Genomic DNA, 16,557 nt, shown 5'->3' with positions numbered 1-16,557 from the left:
TGTCTCCCGAAGGAGGCATGCTGCGGCCCGGGCGAGGTGCCGGGGCCGCAGCTGCCTTTTCACTTCATGAGGTCTTCAACGATCGGGCGGATTTCCGGCTTTACATTGGCCAGAACAGCCGGACGTGCCTTTTCGGCAAAGGCGGCGGCATCCACCTCGACAAAGGTCATGCCTGCGGCCTGAAGCTCCTTCACGAGATTTTCCTCGTCGGCAAGGAACAGCTCGCGCTCATAGGCCTGTGCCCGCTTGGCCGCTTCCAGGACTGCGGCCTGATCTTCGGCGCTGAGTTGCGACCAGGTCATTTCGGAGATCGTGAGATAGATCCAGGAGCGCACATGCTCGGTCTTGTTCACGAACTTCTGCACTTCGGCAAAGTTGGCCGACTTGATCAGCGCCAGCGGGTTTTCCTGCGCATCGATCACGCCGGACTGCAGCGAGGTGAAGACCTCCGAAAAGGCCATCGGCGTGGGCTGTGCGTCCAGCGTCTTCCAGGTGTCGACGAACAGCGGCACGTTCGGCACGCGCAGGCGCAGGCCCTTTAGATCATCAGGGGTCTTGATCTCGCGGTTGGCGGTCAGGTTGCGCGGGCCGCGGGCGAAATAGGCGATGGGGCGGATCTGGGCCCTTGCCACGATCTCTGCCTTGATATCCTCGCCAATCTTGCCGGACGCCACTTCGTCCATGTGCTCCAGCGACTTGTAGGCATAAGGCACGGCCAGAAGAGCTGCCATGGGTGCCCAGTTCTGCAGGCTTTCGCCGGTGATCGTCATGTCGGCCGTGCCAAGCTGCATGCCGTTGATCAGGTCGACTTCCTTGCCGAGGGACTCGTTCGGATAGACCTCAACCTCGATACGGCCGTTGGTGAGCGCCTTCAGTTCCTCACCGAACTTCACGGAGGCCTTGTGCCAGGTGTTCTGCTCATTGGCGAGGTGGCCAAGCTTGAGCACGCGCTCTGCGGCAAGGGAAGGGGTGCCAAGGGCAGCCAGGCTGGCAAGCCCGATGGCAGCGGCAAGGGCCTGCCTTGTGAAACGACGCATGTTTTTCCTCCACTTCATGTGATTATGGGGTGACTTGCACCTCTTCCATGTCGAACAGTTCCGGCCGGGCGGCCGCGATGTTCGGCAGGTCTTTCAGGATCTCCCGCAGATGGATCCGCATGGCCTCCTCGGCGGCTTGCGGGTTGCGGGCTTCGATCGCATCGACGATGGCCTCATGCTGGGCGATGAGTCGCGGGACCGGAAAATCAGCGAAGCTGAGATAGCGCACCCGGTCCATCTGGGCCTTGACGCTTTCCACCACGTCCCAGGCATAAGTCTTGCCGATCACCCGGGCCATGGTGTGGTGAAAGGTTTCGTCCAGCGCCATGAACACATCCTGTGCATCGGCAGCGGCCTCGCGCTGGTGTGCGATCTGGGCACGCAGGTCCGCGATGATGGCCGGTTCGGGCTCGCTGGCCAGCAGGTGAACCACATTCGCCTCGATGGCCTCCCGCACGAAGCGGATGTCCATCACGCGCTTGATGGAGATCTTGCGCACCAGCGTGCCGCGCTGCGGGCGGACCTCGACAAGGCCTTCTTCGGCGAGCTTGATGAAGGCTTCCCGCACGGGCTGGCGGCTGGAGCCGAAGCTGCGGGCCATCTCCGCCTCGGACAGAAGAGTACCCGGCGCCAGCTCGCCGCGAATGATGCGCTGGCGCAGGTCGCGATGCACCAGCTGGCCGACGGGAACGCCCGGTTCGGATGCGGCAAGTGGTCTGAGCGGCAGAATCTGACCCGTCATGTTCCCGTCCATTTTCCACACTCTCCTCTTGTCAGCATCATTTTCCATACTACCATACAAGTCAATATCAAACTACCATACTAGTCGGCAGGGGCGAGGGCATGTTATGCCTTCCTCCTGAAAGAGGCGGCAAACCGGGGCAACCGGAAGGCCCGAAGGACCGGCCGGGCCAGAAGCGGCGGGCCGGAAACAGGAGTGGAACGCGTGCGGCAGACCTGGCGCTGGTTTGGTCCCAAGGACCTTGTGAGCATTGACGACATGTTGCAGGCAGGGGTGGAGGGCGTGGTCTCCGCGCTTCATCACGTGCCAAGCGGTGCGGTGTGGACGCCTGAGGAAATTGCCCAGCGTCAGCGGGAGATCGCCACGCGCAGTGATGGCAGCCCGTCGGGAATTGCCTGGGAGGTGGTGGAAAGCCTTCCGGTCTCCGAGGATATCAAGAAGCAGAAGGGTAACTGGCGCGAGCACATCGAGAATTACAAGGTCAGCCTGCGCAATCTGGGCGCGGCCGGCATCAAGGTGCTTTGCTACAATTTCATGCCTGTGCTGGACTGGACGCGCACGGATCTGGCCTGGCGGGTGGACCATGGCGGCACCTGCATGCGCTTTGACCATGCGGATTTTGCCGCCTTCGACATCCACATCCTGCAGCGCAAGGGGGCGGCAGAGGACTTCCCGGCTGGGATCGCCGAAGAGGCGGCCCGCCGCCATGCGGGCATGAGTGAGGAGCAGAAGCAGGCGCTGGCCATCAACGTGGCCTTTGGCCTGCCCGGGGCTGCCGAGCACATGACGCTGGACGATGTGCGGGCGCATCTGGCCGAATATGGCGCGATCGATGCCGATCAGCTGCGCCGCCATTTCATCACCTTCCTCGAGGAGGTGATCCCGGTAGCGGAGCAGGAAGGCATCCGCATGTGCTGCCATCCGGATGATCCGCCCTATCCGCTGCTCGGCCTGCCGCGCATCATGTCGACGGAAGCCGATTACGAGGCGATTCTCTCGGCGGTGGACAGTCCGTCGAACGGCATCACCCTGTGTTCCGGGTCGCTGGGCGCGCGCTCGGACAATGACCTGCCGGGCATGATGCGCCGCCATGGCGCCAAGGTGCATTTCCTGCATCTGCGCAACGTGAAGCGCGAGACGGACGCGATCTTCGGCTCCTTCCACGAGGCAGAGCACCTGAAGGGCAACACCGACATGGTGGCGCTGCTGGCCGAGGTTGTGAAGGAAGAAGCACGCCGCAAAGCCGAAGGCCGCAGCGACGTGTCGATCCCCTTCCGCCCGGATCACGGGCAGGACATTCTCGATGATCTCAAGCGCAAGGCACAACCCGGCTATCCGGCCATCGGCCGGCTGAAGGGGCTGGCGGAACTGCGCGGCATCGTCACCGCGCTGGAGCACGCCGAACACGGGCTTCTTGCCCGCGCCTGAGATTTGTCCTCAGGACTGGCACTTGATCATGCGCTGCCGCAAGGCTACCTGCGGCAGCGCATTTGTGTGGAGGAGGGGTGTCAGCGGATGAGTGGACTTGGCAGTCTGGCGGGGTTGTTTCTGGCTGCCTTTCTGGCGGCCACGCTGCTGCCTGCCCAGTCCGAAGGGGTGCTGGCGGCGCTGGTGATTGCCGGCGGCTGGCCCCCTTGGCTGCTGGTAGGCGTTGCCACGGCGGGCAATGTGCTGGGCTCGGTGGTCAACTGGCTGCTGGGGCGCGGGATTGCCAGTTTCCGGCACAAACGCTGGTTCCCGGTTTCGGACAAGGCGCTGGCGCGGGCTGAGGGCTGGTATCACCGCTATGGCCGCTGGAGCCTGCTGTTCGCCTGGCTGCCCGTCATCGGTGATCCGCTGACCGTGATTGCTGGCACATTGCGCGAGCCCCTAGGCATCTTCCTGCTGCTGGTCACCATCGGCAAGGCCGGGCGTTATGTCCTCGTGGCGCTGGCAGCGTCCGGGCTCGCCTGAGGGGCGGAGGGCAGGGGGGCTGCATCCGCATGACCTTCCGCCGGCCGGTAGCTGCCGACAAAATAAAGCGGGCGCTGTTTCGTTTCGTTGAAGATGCGGCCCACATATTCACCCAGAATGCCGAGCGAGATCAGCTGCACGCCGCTGAGGAACAAGAGGCCGACCATCAGCGAGGCATAGCCCGGTACGTCGATGCCATGAAGCAGCACATCGGTCACCAGGATGAGCGCATAAATGATGGCGATGAAGGAGACCAGAATTCCGGCGATGGAGGCGAGCCGCAGCGGGACGGTGCTGAAGGCTGTCAGCCCGTTCAGCGCAAGCCCAAACAGACGCCGCATGTTCCAGGCGCTTGCCCCGGCCGTGCGCTCGGCCGGCTCGTAGGGAATCTGCTTCTGCCGGAAACCGATCCAGAAATACAGGCCCTTCATGAAGCGCGCCCGCTCGGGCATGGATTTCAGCGCATCCAGCGCCGCCCGGTCCAGCAGGCAGAAATCGCCCGCGCCGCGCGGCAGCTTGATGTCGGAAAGCTGTGCCAGCAGCTTGTAGAAGGATTTCACGCAAAGGCGCTTGACCATGCCCTCGGACGGGCGGACGGCCTGGGTGGCGTGGATGATCTGAAAGCCCTCGTCCCAGGCCGCGGCAAGCTCGATGATCTTTTCGGGCGGATGCTGCAGATCGGCATCCATCAGGATCGCCGCATTTCCGCGCGCATGGTCGATGCCGGCGGTGATGGCGATTTCCTTGCCGAAATTGCGCGACAGGGCGAGGATGCCGATGCGCGGGTCGACGGCGGCAAGGCCTGCAGCCACCTCGAGCGTGCGATCGCGGCTGCCGTCATCCACCAGCAGGATCTCAAAGCTGCGGCCAAGCCCTTCCAGCACCGGAACAAGCCGGGCCATCAAGGGCGTCAGATTTGCAGCTTCATTGAAGCATGGTATCACGACCGAAAGTTCTGGAGCCTTGCCGTTCATCTCTCTCGCATCCCGGTCCAGGGACGGCAGCCCCCGCAGCAGCTGAATAGCGCCGTATTCTTTTCACAGTGTTTCTGTTGGCTGTTTACCTAAAGCAAGAGGAAAGGTTTTTCAAAGGGTGGCGTCTGATAAAAAACAGGTGATTCTGAGCGCAGATGACTATGGGCTGACGCCGGGCATCAGCGAGGGCATCCGCCAGCTGCTGCGCCAGCAGCGCCTGACGGCCACGGCAGCCATGACGGTGAGCCCTTTCTGGGCAGAAGAGGGACGTCACCTTCTGGCCGGGGCGGAGCAGATCGATGCGGATATCGGCCTGCATCTGACGCTCACCGATCACATTCCCCTGACCCAGATGCCGAGGCTGGCGGAAAGCGGGCATCTGCCGTCGAACGGGCGGCTGATCATCATGGCCCTGCGCGGTCAGCTTGAGGATGAGACCATCCGGCAGGAACTGGCCGGGGAGATCGCCGTCCAGATCGATGCCTTCGCGGCCGTCATGGGCCGGGTGCCGAATTTCATCGACGGGCACCACCACTGCCACCAGCTGCCGGTGATCCGCGATCTTGTGCTGGAGGCCTTCGCAGCCCGCATCGCCCCCCAGGGCGGCTATCTGCGCCTGTGCCAGGAGCCGCTGGCGGCCATCCTGAAACGCGGCAGAGCCGTTCCAAGAGCGGCTGTCATCAGCGCGCTGGGTCAGGGCTTTGCGCGCAAGGTGAAGGCGGCGGGGTTCAAGGCCAATGACAGTTTCCGCGGCGTGCGGGATTTCACTGCGCGGGAGAAGACGGGCGATCTATTTGGCCGGTTTCTGAGTGGCGAGGGGGAGCGGCCGCTGATCATGTGCCATCCCGGCCTCGTCGACGGGCATCTGATCGGGCTGGACCCGCTGACGGATCTGCGCGAGGCGGAACTGGCCTATCTCGCCAGCGATGCCTTCGCCGCGCTTCTGGAAGAAAAGAACGTCGAGCTCGTCCGGTTCAGCGGCTTTTCCGGCCGCTGAACCGGAGATCATCAGGGTCAGCCGGTGATGGTCAGGCTGATCTCCAGCCGGTCATCCCAGCGGGCTGTCCAAAGACCGGGAGCAGGGGCGTTCTGCACGCCGCTCATGGAACCGGTGATGATCCAGTCTCCGGCCTTGAAGCCGCCGAACCGGTCACCGCCTGCATTGACATAAGCCGCTAGCGAGCCTGCCGGATCGATGTCATTGGGCGTGAAGGGCTCCGGCGTGCCATCCCGCATCAGCACGAGGCGCTTTACCGGGGAGATGATTTCGCCGGTGAAGGGCACCGGAGTGCCGAGGACAAGGCCGTCATTGGACAGGCAGTCGGCGATCTTCTCTTCCACTTCCACATCCTTCGCCAGCCACCGCGAGGCGCAGAGCTCGAAGGCCAAAGCGTAATGAGAGACTGCCGCAAGGACGTCCTCACGGGTGTAAGGCGCGCCGTCGCGGAAGGGCAAATCCTGGCCAAGCTGCAGGGCGATCTCCGTTTCGAGGGCGTTGACGCGGCCAACGCTGGCGGGGCTCGTGAAGATGCGGCTGCCGTGGATCGGGGCGGTCATCGCGCCCTTCGGGCCGGTTTCGGAGGTTTTCCAGTGCCGGACCGGAGCATCGCCCAGCAGCGCATGGACGCGGCGCTGGATCTCGTAGCCCTCCAGCATGGATTGCGGGCGGGCTGCTTCCGGCAGGCGCTCCAGCGCGCCGCCCTGACGGCGGCATTCGGCGAGCATGGCACTGGCCTGCGTAAGGCGGGCTTCACGGGCGGCATCAAGCTTCATTGTTCTAGGTATCTCCGGTTCGGGGCCGTGAGGTTAATCAGGTTCATGCGGGCTTGAGAAGGTCAATTCTGCCAAGGGTCATCGTCCGATACACTGACCGCTGTTCCTGAAAGGAGACCTTTCGCGTCTTCCGAAGCTGTGACAGCATCGCGCCCGGGAGATTCTTCAAGATGAAAGAACTGACACTCCGGCAGGTCGAGGTCATCCGCGCCGTGATGATGGCCGGGACGATTGCGGGCGCCGCCAAGCTGCTGAACGTGTCGGCGCCCGGCGTCAGCCGCCTGATCAAATACACAGAGGATTCGCTCGGCGTGCGCCTGTTCGAGCGCAAGGCGGGGCTGTTCGTGCCGGTGCCCGAGGCGCAGAAGGTCTTCGACATGGTGCATCAGGTCTACCGGCAGATGGAGAACCTGAACCAGGCGGTGTCCTCCCTGCACAAGGGTGAGGAATTCACCCTGTCGATTGCCTGCGCCCCCTCGATTGCGCAGTTCATCGCGGCACGCGCCATCCGCAATGTGCGCCAGCGCTTTCCCGATCTCTTCATCGACCTCAACATCCTCAAGATCGAGGAGACCCTCGATTACCTGCTGCTGGAGCGCGGCGAGTTCGTGATCATGAGCTCGGCCATGGACAATCCGGCGGTGGATTGCCAGAAGCTGGTGGAGGGGCGGCTTGTCGCCGTGGTGCCGGAGGGGCACCGGCTGGCGGAAAAGCCTGTCATTTCCGTGCATGACCTCATGGAAGAGCCGATCATCGGCATCGATGAAAGTGATCCATATGGGCGCATCCTGTCCCACCCTTACCGGGACGCCGGACTGAAGCCGCGTTTTTCCATGCGCGGGCGCTTTGCCCAGACGATTGTCAGCCTCGTCCGGCATGGGTTGGGTGTTTCGGTGATCGACGAATTCTCGGTTGCTGAAGTCTACATGCCTGGCCTGGTGCGGCGCCCGCTGAAGGAGCCCGCGTCAATCAACGCCTGGGTGCTGACCAAACATGGACGGCAGCTCTCCAGCTTCGCCGAATTCACGGTCGAGCGTTTCCGCCACGAACTCCAGCGCGCCCGTGCCCGCGAGGCCTGGGACCCCGCACCTTCAGCATCGGGAACGGGCTGAGATGCTGGATTAACATCATGTTACTATGACGGCAAAATCGGTATTTGCTGTTATCTCTGACTTCTGGCAATCAAGGGTTCGGGCGGCTCAAAAGGAGAATGGGCCGGGACCGTTCAAATGGGAGGATCTTCATGAAGAAGACGCTTATTGGCGCAGCTCTTGCGCTCGGGCTTGCTGTTGTTCCGGCTCTTGCCGAATATCCGGACAAGGAAATTCAGGGCATCATTCAGTGGGGCGCAGGCGGCTCCACCGACACGGTGATGCGCGCCGTCACCCCGCATGCCGAAAAGGCGCTGGGCGGCAAGATCATCATGCAGAACGTCACTGGCGGCGTTGGCGCCCTGGCGCTCAACATGGTCGAGGCCGGTGATGCCGATGGCTACACCATCCTGTTCGGCGCGGAAAACCCGCTGCTTTACAAGGTGATGAAGCTGGGTGAGAAGGACTATTCCGACTTCACCCCGATCAACGTTCTGGCGCGCGGTATCCCGATCCTGGTGGCCCGTCCGGATGCTCCGTTCGACACCTATCCGGAGATGATTGCCTATATCAACGCCAATCCGAAGGCGGTGAAGTTTGGCTCCACCGGTCCGGGCGGTCTGCCGTCTGTCGTGACCGCGATGATCAACCAGAAGACGCCGATCGACGTGACCTTCGTTCCCTACGACGGTGATGGCCCGGCCCTGACCGCCCTGCAGGGCGGCGCCATCGACGTGATGCCGGCGGTGCTGGGCGCTGCGGTCGAGAATATCAAGGCCGGCACGATGAAGCCGATTGCCCTGTTCGACGTCGAGCCCACCCCGGCCCTGCCGGACGTGCCAACCATCGTGTCCACCAACCCGGAATTTGCTGAACTGCTGCCCTGGGGCCCATTCTTCGGCATTTTCGTGAAGAAGGGCACGCCGGATGACGTGGTTGCCAAGCTGGTGGCCGCTTATCAGGAAGGCGCCAAGAACGAGGACTTCCTCAAGCTGATGGACAGCCGCGGCTTCAAGATGATGTCCTATTCCGGCACCGAGGCGGAAGACTTCCTGTCGAAGTGGCAGTCCACCACCAGCTGGCTTGTCTGGGAAGCGGGCCTTGCCAAGGCCTCGCCTGAGGAATTCGGCATTCCCAAGCCCTGATCCTCGCCATAAACCAGAAAACGCCGCCTGATCTTCCGGGGCCTGGCCGCCGACGGCAAAGGGAAAGCACCCTGCCGGGCCTCGTGAAACGCTTCTGAAGCAGCCTGCATCATGCATTATTTCATGCGCGGCAGGCTGCCGAAGAGGGGCGGCGTTTTGCATGGGCAGGTGGTAAAACCCTGCCTGCCTGATCCGGCTGCTGGAGGTCACATGGAAAACCCGCAACCCCGCCGCTCCTTCGAACTGGTTTTCAGCTACTTCATGTTTGGCGCCAGTCTTTTTCTGTTTTACACCGCTTACGGGATTTCCGGCTTTGAGGCCCTGTCCGCACCGGGCGGCGTGCCGATGATGACGACCGGTCTGATGACCGTGACCTCCGGCATGGTGCTGATCCAGACCCTGCGCAAGCCCGCAGAAGGCAACCAGTGGGCCCTGCGGGAGATCCTGCCGCTGCCGGTGGTGCTGATGACCGTGCTGATCACGGCCTATGCCTTCCTGCTGAAGCCGCTTGGCTTCATCCCCACGTCCTTCCTGTTTCTGGTCATCGGCATCCGCATCCTGACCCGCCGCAACTGGGGCTGGACGGTGATGGTCTCGGCCTTCAGCATTCTTCTGATCTGGGTGATCTTCCGGCTGATCTTCTCGGTGCTGATGCCCGCCGGCATCGTGCCGGAGGCGGAAATCCTCGCCTTCTTCCGCAAGCTCATGGCGTAAGGCAGAGACCCTGATGGATATTCTCAACGCTCTTCTCGTGCCGCTGCTGGACATCAAGCTGCTCGCCCTCATCGCGGCAGGCACCATGGCCGGCATCTATATCGGCGCCATTCCCGGCCTGTCGGTAACGATGGCCGTCTCAATTCTCATCTCTTTCACCTTCTCCTGGGATGTGCTGCCCGCCCTGTCGCTGATGATCGGCATCTTCATGGGCGGGGTGTATGGCGGCTCGCGCACGGCGATCCTGCTCAACATCCCCGGCGCGCCTTCGGCCATCGCCACGGCGCTGGACGGCTATCCCATGGCCCAGCGGGGTGAAGCAGGTGAGGCCATTGGCGTCACCACCGTCATGTCCTTCTTCGGCGGCCTGATCGGCATTCTGGTGCTCGCCCTGGCTGCGCCTGCCGTATCCGATTTCGCCATCCGCTTTCAGCCGCGCGACTTCATGCTGCTGGCCATTCTCGGCTTGCTGCTGGTTGGCTCGCTGTCGGGGGAAAGCCTGGTGAAGGGCGTCTTCGCAGGCTCTCTGGGCCTGATGATCGGCTCTGTCGGCCTCGACCCGCTGACCATGGACCAGCGCTTCACGTTTGGCTCCCCGTCGCTGATGGGAGGCATCTCCTTCATTGCCGTGATGATCGGCATGTTCGGCGTGTCCGAAGCCCTGATGCAGCTGCACACGATCAAGTCCGAAGCGGTGAAGCAGAAGATCAGCCGCATCGTTCCGCGCTTCAGCACCATCCGCAGGCATCTGCCGCTGTCGCTGCAGACCTCGGCCATCGGTGTCGTTGTCGGTGCGCTGCCCGGCACGGGCGGGGATATTGCCGCGCTGATGGCCTATGACCATGCCAAGCGCGTGACGAAGGATCCGGAAGTACCCTTCGGCAAGGGCGCCATCGAGGGGCTTGTCGCCCCCGAGACGGCGAACAATGCCGCAGTCGGCGGGGCCTTCATCCCGATGATGACGCTCGGCATCCCCGGGGATGCGGTGACTGCCATCATGATCGGCGCGCTCTTCATCCACGGCCTCAACCCGGGGCCGCTGCTGATGGTGCAGCAGCCGCACATGTTCTGGTTCATCGTCAGCGCGCTGATGATCGCCAACTGCTTCATGCTGCTCTTCGGCCTCACCGGCATCCGCCTCTTCGTCAAGGTGGTGGAACTGCCGCGCGGGCTGCTGATCCCGCTGATCCTGCTCCTGTCCATCGTCGGCGCCTATGCGGTGAACAACCGGCTGGGAGATGTCTACTGGATGCTGGGCTTCGGCGTGCTGGGCTATTTCATGCGCCTTTATGGCTATTCCCTGGGCCCCGTCATTCTCGGCGTGATCCTGTCGCGCCTCCTGGATGACAACTGGCGCCGGGCCATCATCTCGGAGCAGGAAAGCCTGCCCATGCTGTTCAAGGGCATTCTCACCAGCCCGCTTTCGGCCACGCTGATGGCCGGTGTGGTGCTGATCCTTCTGTCCAAGACGCCGCTCTGGCGCCGCATTTTCCGCAAGCGAGCCTGATACGCCATGTCCGCATCCTCTCCCGCTGCCGTGCCGCAGACCGGCACCATCCGCCTCGGCCTCATCGGCGACAACATCGCCGCCTCATCCTCTCCCCGCCTGCACGTGCTGGCGGGGCTGCAGAACGGGCGCACGGTGACCTATGACCGGCTGGTGCCACGGGAGATGGGCATGGAGTTCGACCCTCTGTTTGCCCATGTGGCGGCAGATGGCTACCGGGGCGTCAACGTCACCTATCCCTACAAGGAGCGGGCGGCGGCCAAGGTTCAGGTCGATGATCCGCTGGTGCGGGCCATCGGCGCGGTCAATACGGTGATCTTCGAGGACGGCAGGGCACGCGGCTTCAACACCGACTATTCCGGCTTCATCGCCGCCTACCGCGCGGTGCGCGGCGATGCGGCGCCCGGTCCCGTTCTGATGATCGGGGCAGGGGGCGTCGGCAAGGCGGTGGCCTTCGGCCTCATCGCCCTGGGCATTGCCGAAATCCGCATTGCCGACCGGGATGTGGCCAAGGCCGATGCATTGGCCGAAGCGCTGAAGGCGGTGCGGCCGGAACTCGTCACCCGCACCGGACCGGAGGCCGCAGAACTTGCCGCTGGCGCCAGCGGCCTCATCAACTGCACGCCCGTCGGCATGGTCGGCTACGGCGGCACGCCGCTGGAGCGGGTGCACATGACAGGCGCTGCCTGGGTGTTCGATGCGGTCTACACGCCCGTCGACACGCCTTTCCTCAAGGATGCGGAAGCCGAAGGCCTGACCATCATCTCGGGCTATGAGTTATTCTTCGGGCAGGGCGTTGATGCCTGGGCCATCTTCACAGGACTGCCGCTCGATCATGGCCGCCTGCGCCAGGATCTCCTCAAGCCGGAATGAACCGATGCTGAATTCGATCGCCACCGTTTCCATCTCGGGCAATCTGCCGGTCAAGCTGGAGGCCATCGCCAAGGCGGGCTTTCAGGGGATCGAGATCTTCGAGCAGGATTTCATCGCCTCGGACCTGAGCCCCGCCGATGTGGGCCGCATGGTGCGTGATCACGGGCTGACCATCACCCTGTTCCAGCCCTTCCGGGATTTCGAGGGCCTGCCGGAGCCCTACCGCGCCCGCGCCTTCGCCCGTGCGGCGCGCAAGTTTGACCTGATGAACCAGCTGGGTACCGACCTGATGCTGGTCTGCTCTTCCGTGCATCCGGCGGCCATGGGCGGCATCGACCGGATGGCGCAGGATTTCCACGAACTGGGCGAGCTTGCCGCCCGCTTCGGCGTGCGTGCCGGGTTCGAGGCACTGGCCTGGGGGCGGCACATCAACGACCACCGCGATGCCTGGGAAGTGGTGCGCCGTGCGGATCATCCGCGCATCGGCCTGATCCTCGACAGTTTCCACACGCTCGGGCGCGGCATTCCGCCCGATTCCATCCGCGCCATTCCCGGTGACCGCATCTTCTTCGTGCAGCTGGCCGATGCCCCGGCCATTCCCATGGACCTGCTCTACTGGTCGCGCCACTTCCGCAACATGCCGGGCGAGGGCGATCTGGATGTGACCGGCTTCATGCGGGCGGTGCTCTCCACCGGCTATTCCGGGCCGCTGTCGCTTGAGATCTTCAACGACCAGTTCCGCGCCGGCCTGCCGCGCCTTGTGGCGCTGGATGGCCACCGCAGCCTCATCGATCTGCAGGACCGGGTGCGCCGGGCCGAACCCGCGCTGACCGTCGATCTGCCGCATTTCCCTGCGCCTGCCCCCGTGGAAGGGGTGGAGTTCCTCGAAATCGCAACGTCGGAAGCTGAAGAGCCGGCCATCGCCGCCTTCCTGACGGCGGCAGGCTTTGCGCCCGTGGCGCGGCACGTCTCCAAGCCGGTGACGCGCTGGAGCCAGGGTGCGGTGAACATTCTCGTCAACACGGCCGCCACCGGCTTTGCCCACACCGCCTATGTCACCCACGGCACCACCGTGTCCGAAATCGCGCTGAAGGTGCCCGATGCCGCCGCTGCCGCCGAGCGGGCGCAGGCGCTGCTGATCCCGGCCCATCAGAGCCATATTTCCGAAGGCGAACTGGCCATTCCCGCCGTGCGCGGCCATGGCGGCAGCCTGCTGCGCTTTGTCGATGGCGGGGAGATGCTGGGCCGCTTGTGGGATGTGGACTTCCGCCCGCTGCCCGATGCGCGTCAGGCTGGTACCGGCAAGGCAGATGCCGCCACAGGCGCGGGGCTGACGCGCATCGACCACATCGCCCAGACCATGGCGCATGACGAAATGCTCAGCTGGTCGCTGTTCTACCACGCCCTGTTCGACGCCCGCCGCGCGCCCATGGTGGATGTGGCCGATCCGGACGGGCTGGTGAAGTCGCAGGCTCTTGAAACCGGCGCGCTGCGCATCACGCTCAACGGTGCGGAAGCCCGCCACACTCTGGCCGGGCGCTTCGTCAAGGAAAGTTTCGGCTCCTCGGTCCAGCATATCGCCTTTGCCACGGATGACATCTTCGCCACCGCTGCATCGCTCAGCGCCCGCGGCTTCCCCATCCTGCAGATAGGTGCCAACTATTACGCCGACGTCGAAGCCCGCTTCGGCCTCGATCCGGCACTGGTGGCTCGCATGAAGGCGGCTAACGTGCTTTATGACGAGGATGCAGGCGGCAGCTTCTTCCAGCTTTATTCGCAGACCCGTCCGGAAGGGCTGTTCTTCGAATTCGTCCAGCGCGGCGGCAACTACGCCGGCTACGGAGCCCCCAACGCCCCCTTCCGCATTTCCGCCCAGAAACGGGCGTTGAGGCCAGCGGGTATGCCCCAGGCGGAATGAGGGTTATGGGTGCTGATCGTCGCGCAAGGACCTGATGATCTTGTGCCGTGGCTCCATGCTTTCATGCAGCACGCGCAGAATGATAACGCCGCTGCTTCCGTCCGGCAGGAGGCTCTTGATGTAATAAAGGCAGTGTGCGGCGGCCCCGCGCCTGCCTGCTGCAAGCTCCAGATGGAAAAGCCGGACACCCGCCGCGATCCGTGATCTGTCAAGAGATCTGCCGCGCTCCGGATCCTCTGTGACCAGTTCTATGCCACGATCGATAATCCCTGCGTAGACAGAGAGCTGCCTGACACCGGATGCTTTGATCGTTTCCCTCAGTATGTAGCGAATGTTGCGCTCGGCTGCCGCAGTGAGGGAATGCCTCCTTCGCCTGCGTGTTCCTGCCGAATCTCCTGCGCAATCTCCGCCGCTGTCTTCGACGTGGTGCGGCCTGCGCGCATGTCGTCGAGGCCAACGGAAATTTCCCGGCTGAGAAGAGCGAGGCGCTCCTGTTCGGCGGCCTTTTTATGCTGAAGCAAGCGCAGGGCATCGCGGATCACTTCGCTGGAGGTGGCATATCCACCTTGTGCGGCTTCATCTTCCACGAAATCCAGTACATCAGCTGGCAAGCTTACGTTCATCGTTGCCATACGGCTTTTCTCCGGTTTCGCGGTTACTATAGCGCGACCAGCAACTTTTGCCAAAGCTCTGCGATTTAACGGTGAAAAATGGTGCTGCCAGAGAGGATTGAACTCTCGACCTCTCCCTTACCAAGGGAGTGCTCTACCACTGAGCTACGGCAGCATCTCCGGGCGGACCCGATAGCCTTTTCCGGTGAGCCGGAAGGCCGTTCGTGACCGGCGCGCTGTGGCGCCGCGAACGGGTCGGCTTGTGCCACAGAAGGCAGAACATGGCAAGCGCTTATCGTGCTGATTTTTCTGCGTGCCTGTGGACAGTTTGCCGGGAAGGCAAGGGGGATGCCTTCCGGTGGCGGAAAGCATAAGCTATTTCTTGGAAAATTCGAAACAGCAGGGATGGCGATGACCAGGCAGAACAAGCCGGACGGGCCTAAGCCCGGGTCCCGCGAGGCGCGCCTTGCCGAGGCACTGCGGCAGAATCTGAAGCGGCGGAAGGCAGCAGACCGTCAGCGCCGTGAGGCTGCTGCGGGGCCGTTTGAGGCTGAGGATGGTGCTGCTGCGCCCGCCGGGCCGGGTGGGAACGCGGACGCGGTGCCGCAGGTGTGATGGCATGAGTTGAGTGCGTGCGGGAGCCGCAGGAAGCTGCGGGCCCCGCATGCTGCCGCAAGGCGGAAGCAATGCAGGCAGGGCGGTATGCCACGCTGCCTTGCCTCGGCCTTTATCCCGGTGTAGAGCCGGGCCAGTTTTTTATTTGCCGGCAGGCCTGAGACCTGCCCAATCAGGTGATTCCATGGACAGCATCAAGATCATCGGCGGCGCGCAGCTCAATGGCGTCATCCCGATTTCCGGCGCCAAGAATGCGGCCCTGCCGCTGATGATCGCCTCGCTCCTGACAGACGAGACGCTGACGCTGGAAAACGTGCCGCGCCTGCGGGATGTGGCGCAGCTGACGCATATCCTGTCGAACCATGGCGTCGACTATTCGGTCGATGGCAAGCGCACCGGCGTTGACGAGCTGCGCGGCCAGACGCTGCATCTGACGGCCCGCGCCATTGTAGACACGACCGCGCCTTACGAGCTGGTGTCGAAGATGCGCGCCAGCTTCTGGGTCATCGGCCCGCTGGTGGCGCGCATGGGCGTGGCCCGCGTGTCGCTGCCGGGCGGCTGCGCCATCGGCACGCGGCCGGTGGACTTCTTCATCGATGGCCTGAAGCAGCTGGGCGCGGAGATCGAGATTGAGGCGGGCTATGTGGTGGTCAATGCGCGCAAGGGGCTGACCGGCGCGCATATCACCTTCCCGCGCGTCTCTGTGGGCGCCACCCACACGCTGATGATGGCGGCGACTCTGGCCAAGGGCGAGACCATTCTGGAAAACGCCGCCCGCGAGCCGGAAGTGGAAGACCTTGCCAATTGCCTGAAGGGCATGGGCGCCAAGATCGAAGGCGCGGGCACCTCAACCATCCGCATCGAGGGCGTGCAGCGCCTCAAGGGCCACCGCCATGCGGTGATCGCCGACCGCATTGAAACCGGCACCTATGCCATGGCGGTTGCCATGACCGGGGGCGATGTTGTGCTGCAGGGCGCAAGGTCTGAACTTCTGGACGAGGCACTGAACGTGCTGCGCCAGACCGGGGCGGATATCACGCAGGTGGAAGACGGCCTGCGCGTCTACCGCAATGGCAATGGCATTGCGCCGGTTGATGTCACCACTGAGCCGTTCCCCGGCTTCCCGACGGACCTTCAGGCCCAGTTCATGGCGCTGATGACCCGGGCGGGCGGCCAGAGCCGCATTACTGAGACCATCTTCGAGAACCGCTTCATGCATGTGCAGGAGCTGGCCCGCCTGGGTGCCCGCATCCGCATCGACGGCAAGACGGCCATCGTGGACGGCGTGGACAGTCTGCGCGGCGCCCCGGTGATGGCGACGGACCTGCGCGCTTCCGTGTCGCTGGTGATTGCTGGTCTGGTGGCTGAAGGTGAGACGAACGTGAGCCGCGTCTATCACCTCGACCGTGGCTTCGAGCGGCTGGAAGAAAAGCTCGGCCGCTGCGGCGCCATGATCGAGCGCATTTCGGCCTGAATGCAGCATGCGGCAGGCGTGGTGCACGGCCTGCCGCATTGTCAAACGGACCGGGACGCGCTAGGCAACGGATTGGAATGGCGGGAGCTCTCCCGTCCCTTGCCAGAAGCCTTCCGGAGACAGAGCCGCC

17 protein-coding genes and 1 tRNA gene are annotated in these 16,557 nt (G+C 63.6%); 11 read left to right on the top strand and 7 right to left on the bottom strand.

Translation table 11 applies throughout. The features are described 5' to 3' along the window. Positions 1 to 59 precede the first annotated feature (59 nt). Positions 60 to 1,037, bottom strand: coding sequence for a TRAP transporter substrate-binding protein (locus tag ASC48_RS13200; RefSeq protein ID WP_055456198.1), 978 nt, complete (start codon positions 1,035 to 1,037; stop codon positions 60 to 62). A gap of 22 nt (positions 1,038 to 1,059) precedes the next feature. After that, positions 1,060 to 1,779, bottom strand: coding sequence for a GntR family transcriptional regulator (locus ASC48_RS13195; RefSeq protein WP_055456235.1), 720 nt, complete (start codon positions 1,777 to 1,779; stop codon positions 1,060 to 1,062). Between the two features lie 204 nt (positions 1,780 to 1,983). Here ASC48_RS13195 and uxuA point away from each other — a divergent pair, with 204 nt between their 5' ends. Then, a complete protein-coding gene (gene uxuA, locus ASC48_RS13190) occupies positions 1,984 to 3,207 on the top strand; it encodes a mannonate dehydratase (protein ID WP_055456234.1) in 1,224 nt (407 codons plus the stop codon). Between the two features lie 87 nt (positions 3,208 to 3,294). Continuing rightward, positions 3,295 to 3,732, top strand: coding sequence for a YqaA family protein (locus ASC48_RS13185; protein ID WP_055456197.1), 438 nt, complete (start codon positions 3,295 to 3,297; stop codon positions 3,730 to 3,732). On the opposite strand, the gene ASC48_RS13180 is transcribed toward ASC48_RS13185, so the two are convergent. Then, positions 3,693 to 4,706 carry a glycosyltransferase family 2 protein gene (locus ASC48_RS13180; protein ID WP_055456196.1) on the bottom strand — a complete coding sequence of 338 codons (1,014 nt, stop codon included), beginning with the start codon at positions 4,704 to 4,706 and terminating at the stop codon, positions 3,693 to 3,695. The genes ASC48_RS13185 and ASC48_RS13180 overlap by 40 nt on opposite strands. Positions 4,707 to 4,845: 139 nt before the next feature. Between ASC48_RS13180 and ASC48_RS13175 the strand changes: the two genes are divergently transcribed. Beyond that, the gene (locus ASC48_RS13175) at positions 4,846 to 5,703 is read left to right on the top strand and encodes a ChbG/HpnK family deacetylase (RefSeq protein WP_055456195.1); all 858 of its coding nucleotides are present in this window, start codon (positions 4,846 to 4,848) and stop codon (positions 5,701 to 5,703) included. A gap of 17 nt (positions 5,704 to 5,720) precedes the next feature. Here the strand turns inward: ASC48_RS13175 and ASC48_RS13170 are convergent, their stop codons facing one another. Next, a complete protein-coding gene (locus ASC48_RS13170) occupies positions 5,721 to 6,479 on the bottom strand; it encodes a hypothetical protein (RefSeq protein ID WP_055456194.1) in 759 nt (252 codons plus the stop codon). A gap of 170 nt (positions 6,480 to 6,649) precedes the next feature. Here ASC48_RS13170 and ASC48_RS13165 point away from each other — a divergent pair, with 170 nt between their 5' ends. The 6 genes from ASC48_RS13165 (at position 6,650) to ASC48_RS13140 (ending at position 13,727) form a co-directional block, all read left to right on the top strand. Then, positions 6,650 to 7,591 (top strand): LysR family transcriptional regulator, encoded by a 942-nt coding sequence (locus ASC48_RS13165; RefSeq protein WP_055456193.1) that lies wholly within the window; start codon positions 6,650 to 6,652, stop codon positions 7,589 to 7,591. Between the two features lie 131 nt (positions 7,592 to 7,722). Next, positions 7,723 to 8,715 carry a tripartite tricarboxylate transporter substrate binding protein gene (locus ASC48_RS13160; protein WP_055456192.1) on the top strand — a complete coding sequence of 331 codons (993 nt, stop codon included), beginning with the start codon at positions 7,723 to 7,725 and terminating at the stop codon, positions 8,713 to 8,715. Positions 8,716 to 8,925: 210 nt separating this feature from the next. Continuing rightward, positions 8,926 to 9,429: a tripartite tricarboxylate transporter TctB family protein gene (locus ASC48_RS13155; protein WP_055456191.1), complete on the top strand. Its 504-nt coding sequence runs from the start codon at positions 8,926 to 8,928 to the stop codon at positions 9,427 to 9,429. A gap of 13 nt (positions 9,430 to 9,442) precedes the next feature. After that, positions 9,443 to 10,936 (top strand): tripartite tricarboxylate transporter permease, encoded by a 1,494-nt coding sequence (locus ASC48_RS13150; RefSeq protein WP_055456190.1) that lies wholly within the window; start codon positions 9,443 to 9,445, stop codon positions 10,934 to 10,936. 6 nt (positions 10,937 to 10,942) lie between these two features. Further along, complete coding sequence (locus ASC48_RS13145) at positions 10,943 to 11,809, top strand: shikimate dehydrogenase family protein (RefSeq protein WP_055456189.1); 867 nt, start codon at positions 10,943 to 10,945, stop codon at positions 11,807 to 11,809. 4 nt (positions 11,810 to 11,813) lie between these two features. Continuing rightward, positions 11,814 to 13,727, top strand: a complete 1,914-nt coding sequence (locus ASC48_RS13140; RefSeq protein ID WP_055456188.1) for a bifunctional sugar phosphate isomerase/epimerase/4-hydroxyphenylpyruvate dioxygenase family protein — start codon at positions 11,814 to 11,816, stop codon at positions 13,725 to 13,727. A gap of 3 nt (positions 13,728 to 13,730) precedes the next feature. On the opposite strand, the gene ASC48_RS20270 is transcribed toward ASC48_RS13140, so the two are convergent. From ASC48_RS20270 to ASC48_RS13125, 3 genes are all read right to left on the bottom strand, one after another. Continuing rightward, positions 13,731 to 14,036, bottom strand: coding sequence for a hypothetical protein (locus ASC48_RS20270; RefSeq protein ID WP_409841036.1), 306 nt, complete (start codon positions 14,034 to 14,036; stop codon positions 13,731 to 13,733). Between the two features lie 8 nt (positions 14,037 to 14,044). Then, on the bottom strand, positions 14,045 to 14,359 hold the full coding sequence (locus ASC48_RS13130; RefSeq protein ID WP_055456186.1) for a type II toxin-antitoxin system ParD family antitoxin: 315 nt from the start codon (positions 14,357 to 14,359) through the stop codon (positions 14,045 to 14,047). Positions 14,360 to 14,438: 79 nt separating this feature from the next. After that, positions 14,439 to 14,513, bottom strand: a tRNA-Thr gene (locus ASC48_RS13125). A gap of 236 nt (positions 14,514 to 14,749) precedes the next feature. Here ASC48_RS13125 and ASC48_RS13120 point away from each other — a divergent pair. Both ASC48_RS13120 and murA read left to right on the top strand, forming a co-directional pair. After that, positions 14,750 to 14,953 carry a hypothetical protein gene (locus ASC48_RS13120; protein WP_055456233.1) on the top strand — a complete coding sequence of 68 codons (204 nt, stop codon included), beginning with the start codon at positions 14,750 to 14,752 and terminating at the stop codon, positions 14,951 to 14,953. A gap of 184 nt (positions 14,954 to 15,137) precedes the next feature. Beyond that, on the top strand, positions 15,138 to 16,427 hold the full coding sequence (gene murA, locus ASC48_RS13115; RefSeq protein WP_055456185.1) for a UDP-N-acetylglucosamine 1-carboxyvinyltransferase: 1,290 nt from the start codon (positions 15,138 to 15,140) through the stop codon (positions 16,425 to 16,427). Positions 16,428 to 16,557: the final 130 nt, after the last annotated feature.

This window comes from Pannonibacter indicus (genome assembly GCF_001418225.1).
GTDB lineage: Bacteria > Pseudomonadota > Alphaproteobacteria > Rhizobiales > Stappiaceae > Pannonibacter > Pannonibacter indicus.
This window is presented reverse-complemented; position numbering and strand designations above follow the sequence as displayed.

Bases quoted from the DNA above. Each gene is read 5' to 3' on its own strand.
- ASC48_RS13200 (WP_055456198.1), bottom strand. From the start codon at position 1,037: ATGCGTCGTTTCACAAGGCAGGCCCTTGCCGCTGCCATCGGGCTTGCC.
- ASC48_RS13195 (WP_055456235.1), bottom strand. From the start codon at position 1,779: ATGACGGGTCAGATTCTGCCGCTCAGACCACTTGCCGCATCCGAACCG.
- ASC48_RS13185 (WP_055456197.1), top strand. From the start codon at position 3,295: ATGAGTGGACTTGGCAGTCTGGCGGGGTTGTTTCTGGCTGCCTTTCTG.
- ASC48_RS13180 (WP_055456196.1), bottom strand. From the start codon at position 4,706: ATGAACGGCAAGGCTCCAGAACTTTCGGTCGTGATACCATGCTTCAAT.
- ASC48_RS13170 (WP_055456194.1), bottom strand. From the start codon at position 6,479: ATGAAGCTTGATGCCGCCCGTGAAGCCCGCCTTACGCAGGCCAGTGCC.
- ASC48_RS13165 (WP_055456193.1), top strand. From the start codon at position 6,650: ATGAAAGAACTGACACTCCGGCAGGTCGAGGTCATCCGCGCCGTGATG.
- ASC48_RS13160 (WP_055456192.1), top strand. From the start codon at position 7,723: ATGAAGAAGACGCTTATTGGCGCAGCTCTTGCGCTCGGGCTTGCTGTT.
- ASC48_RS13155 (WP_055456191.1), top strand. From the start codon at position 8,926: ATGGAAAACCCGCAACCCCGCCGCTCCTTCGAACTGGTTTTCAGCTAC.
- ASC48_RS13150 (WP_055456190.1), top strand. From the start codon at position 9,443: ATGGATATTCTCAACGCTCTTCTCGTGCCGCTGCTGGACATCAAGCTG.
- ASC48_RS13145 (WP_055456189.1), top strand. From the start codon at position 10,943: ATGTCCGCATCCTCTCCCGCTGCCGTGCCGCAGACCGGCACCATCCGC.
- ASC48_RS13140 (WP_055456188.1), top strand. From the start codon at position 11,814: ATGCTGAATTCGATCGCCACCGTTTCCATCTCGGGCAATCTGCCGGTC.
- ASC48_RS13130 (WP_055456186.1), bottom strand. From the start codon at position 14,359: ATGGCAACGATGAACGTAAGCTTGCCAGCTGATGTACTGGATTTCGTG.
- ASC48_RS13120 (WP_055456233.1), top strand. From the start codon at position 14,750: ATGACCAGGCAGAACAAGCCGGACGGGCCTAAGCCCGGGTCCCGCGAG.
- murA (WP_055456185.1), top strand. From the start codon at position 15,138: ATGGACAGCATCAAGATCATCGGCGGCGCGCAGCTCAATGGCGTCATC.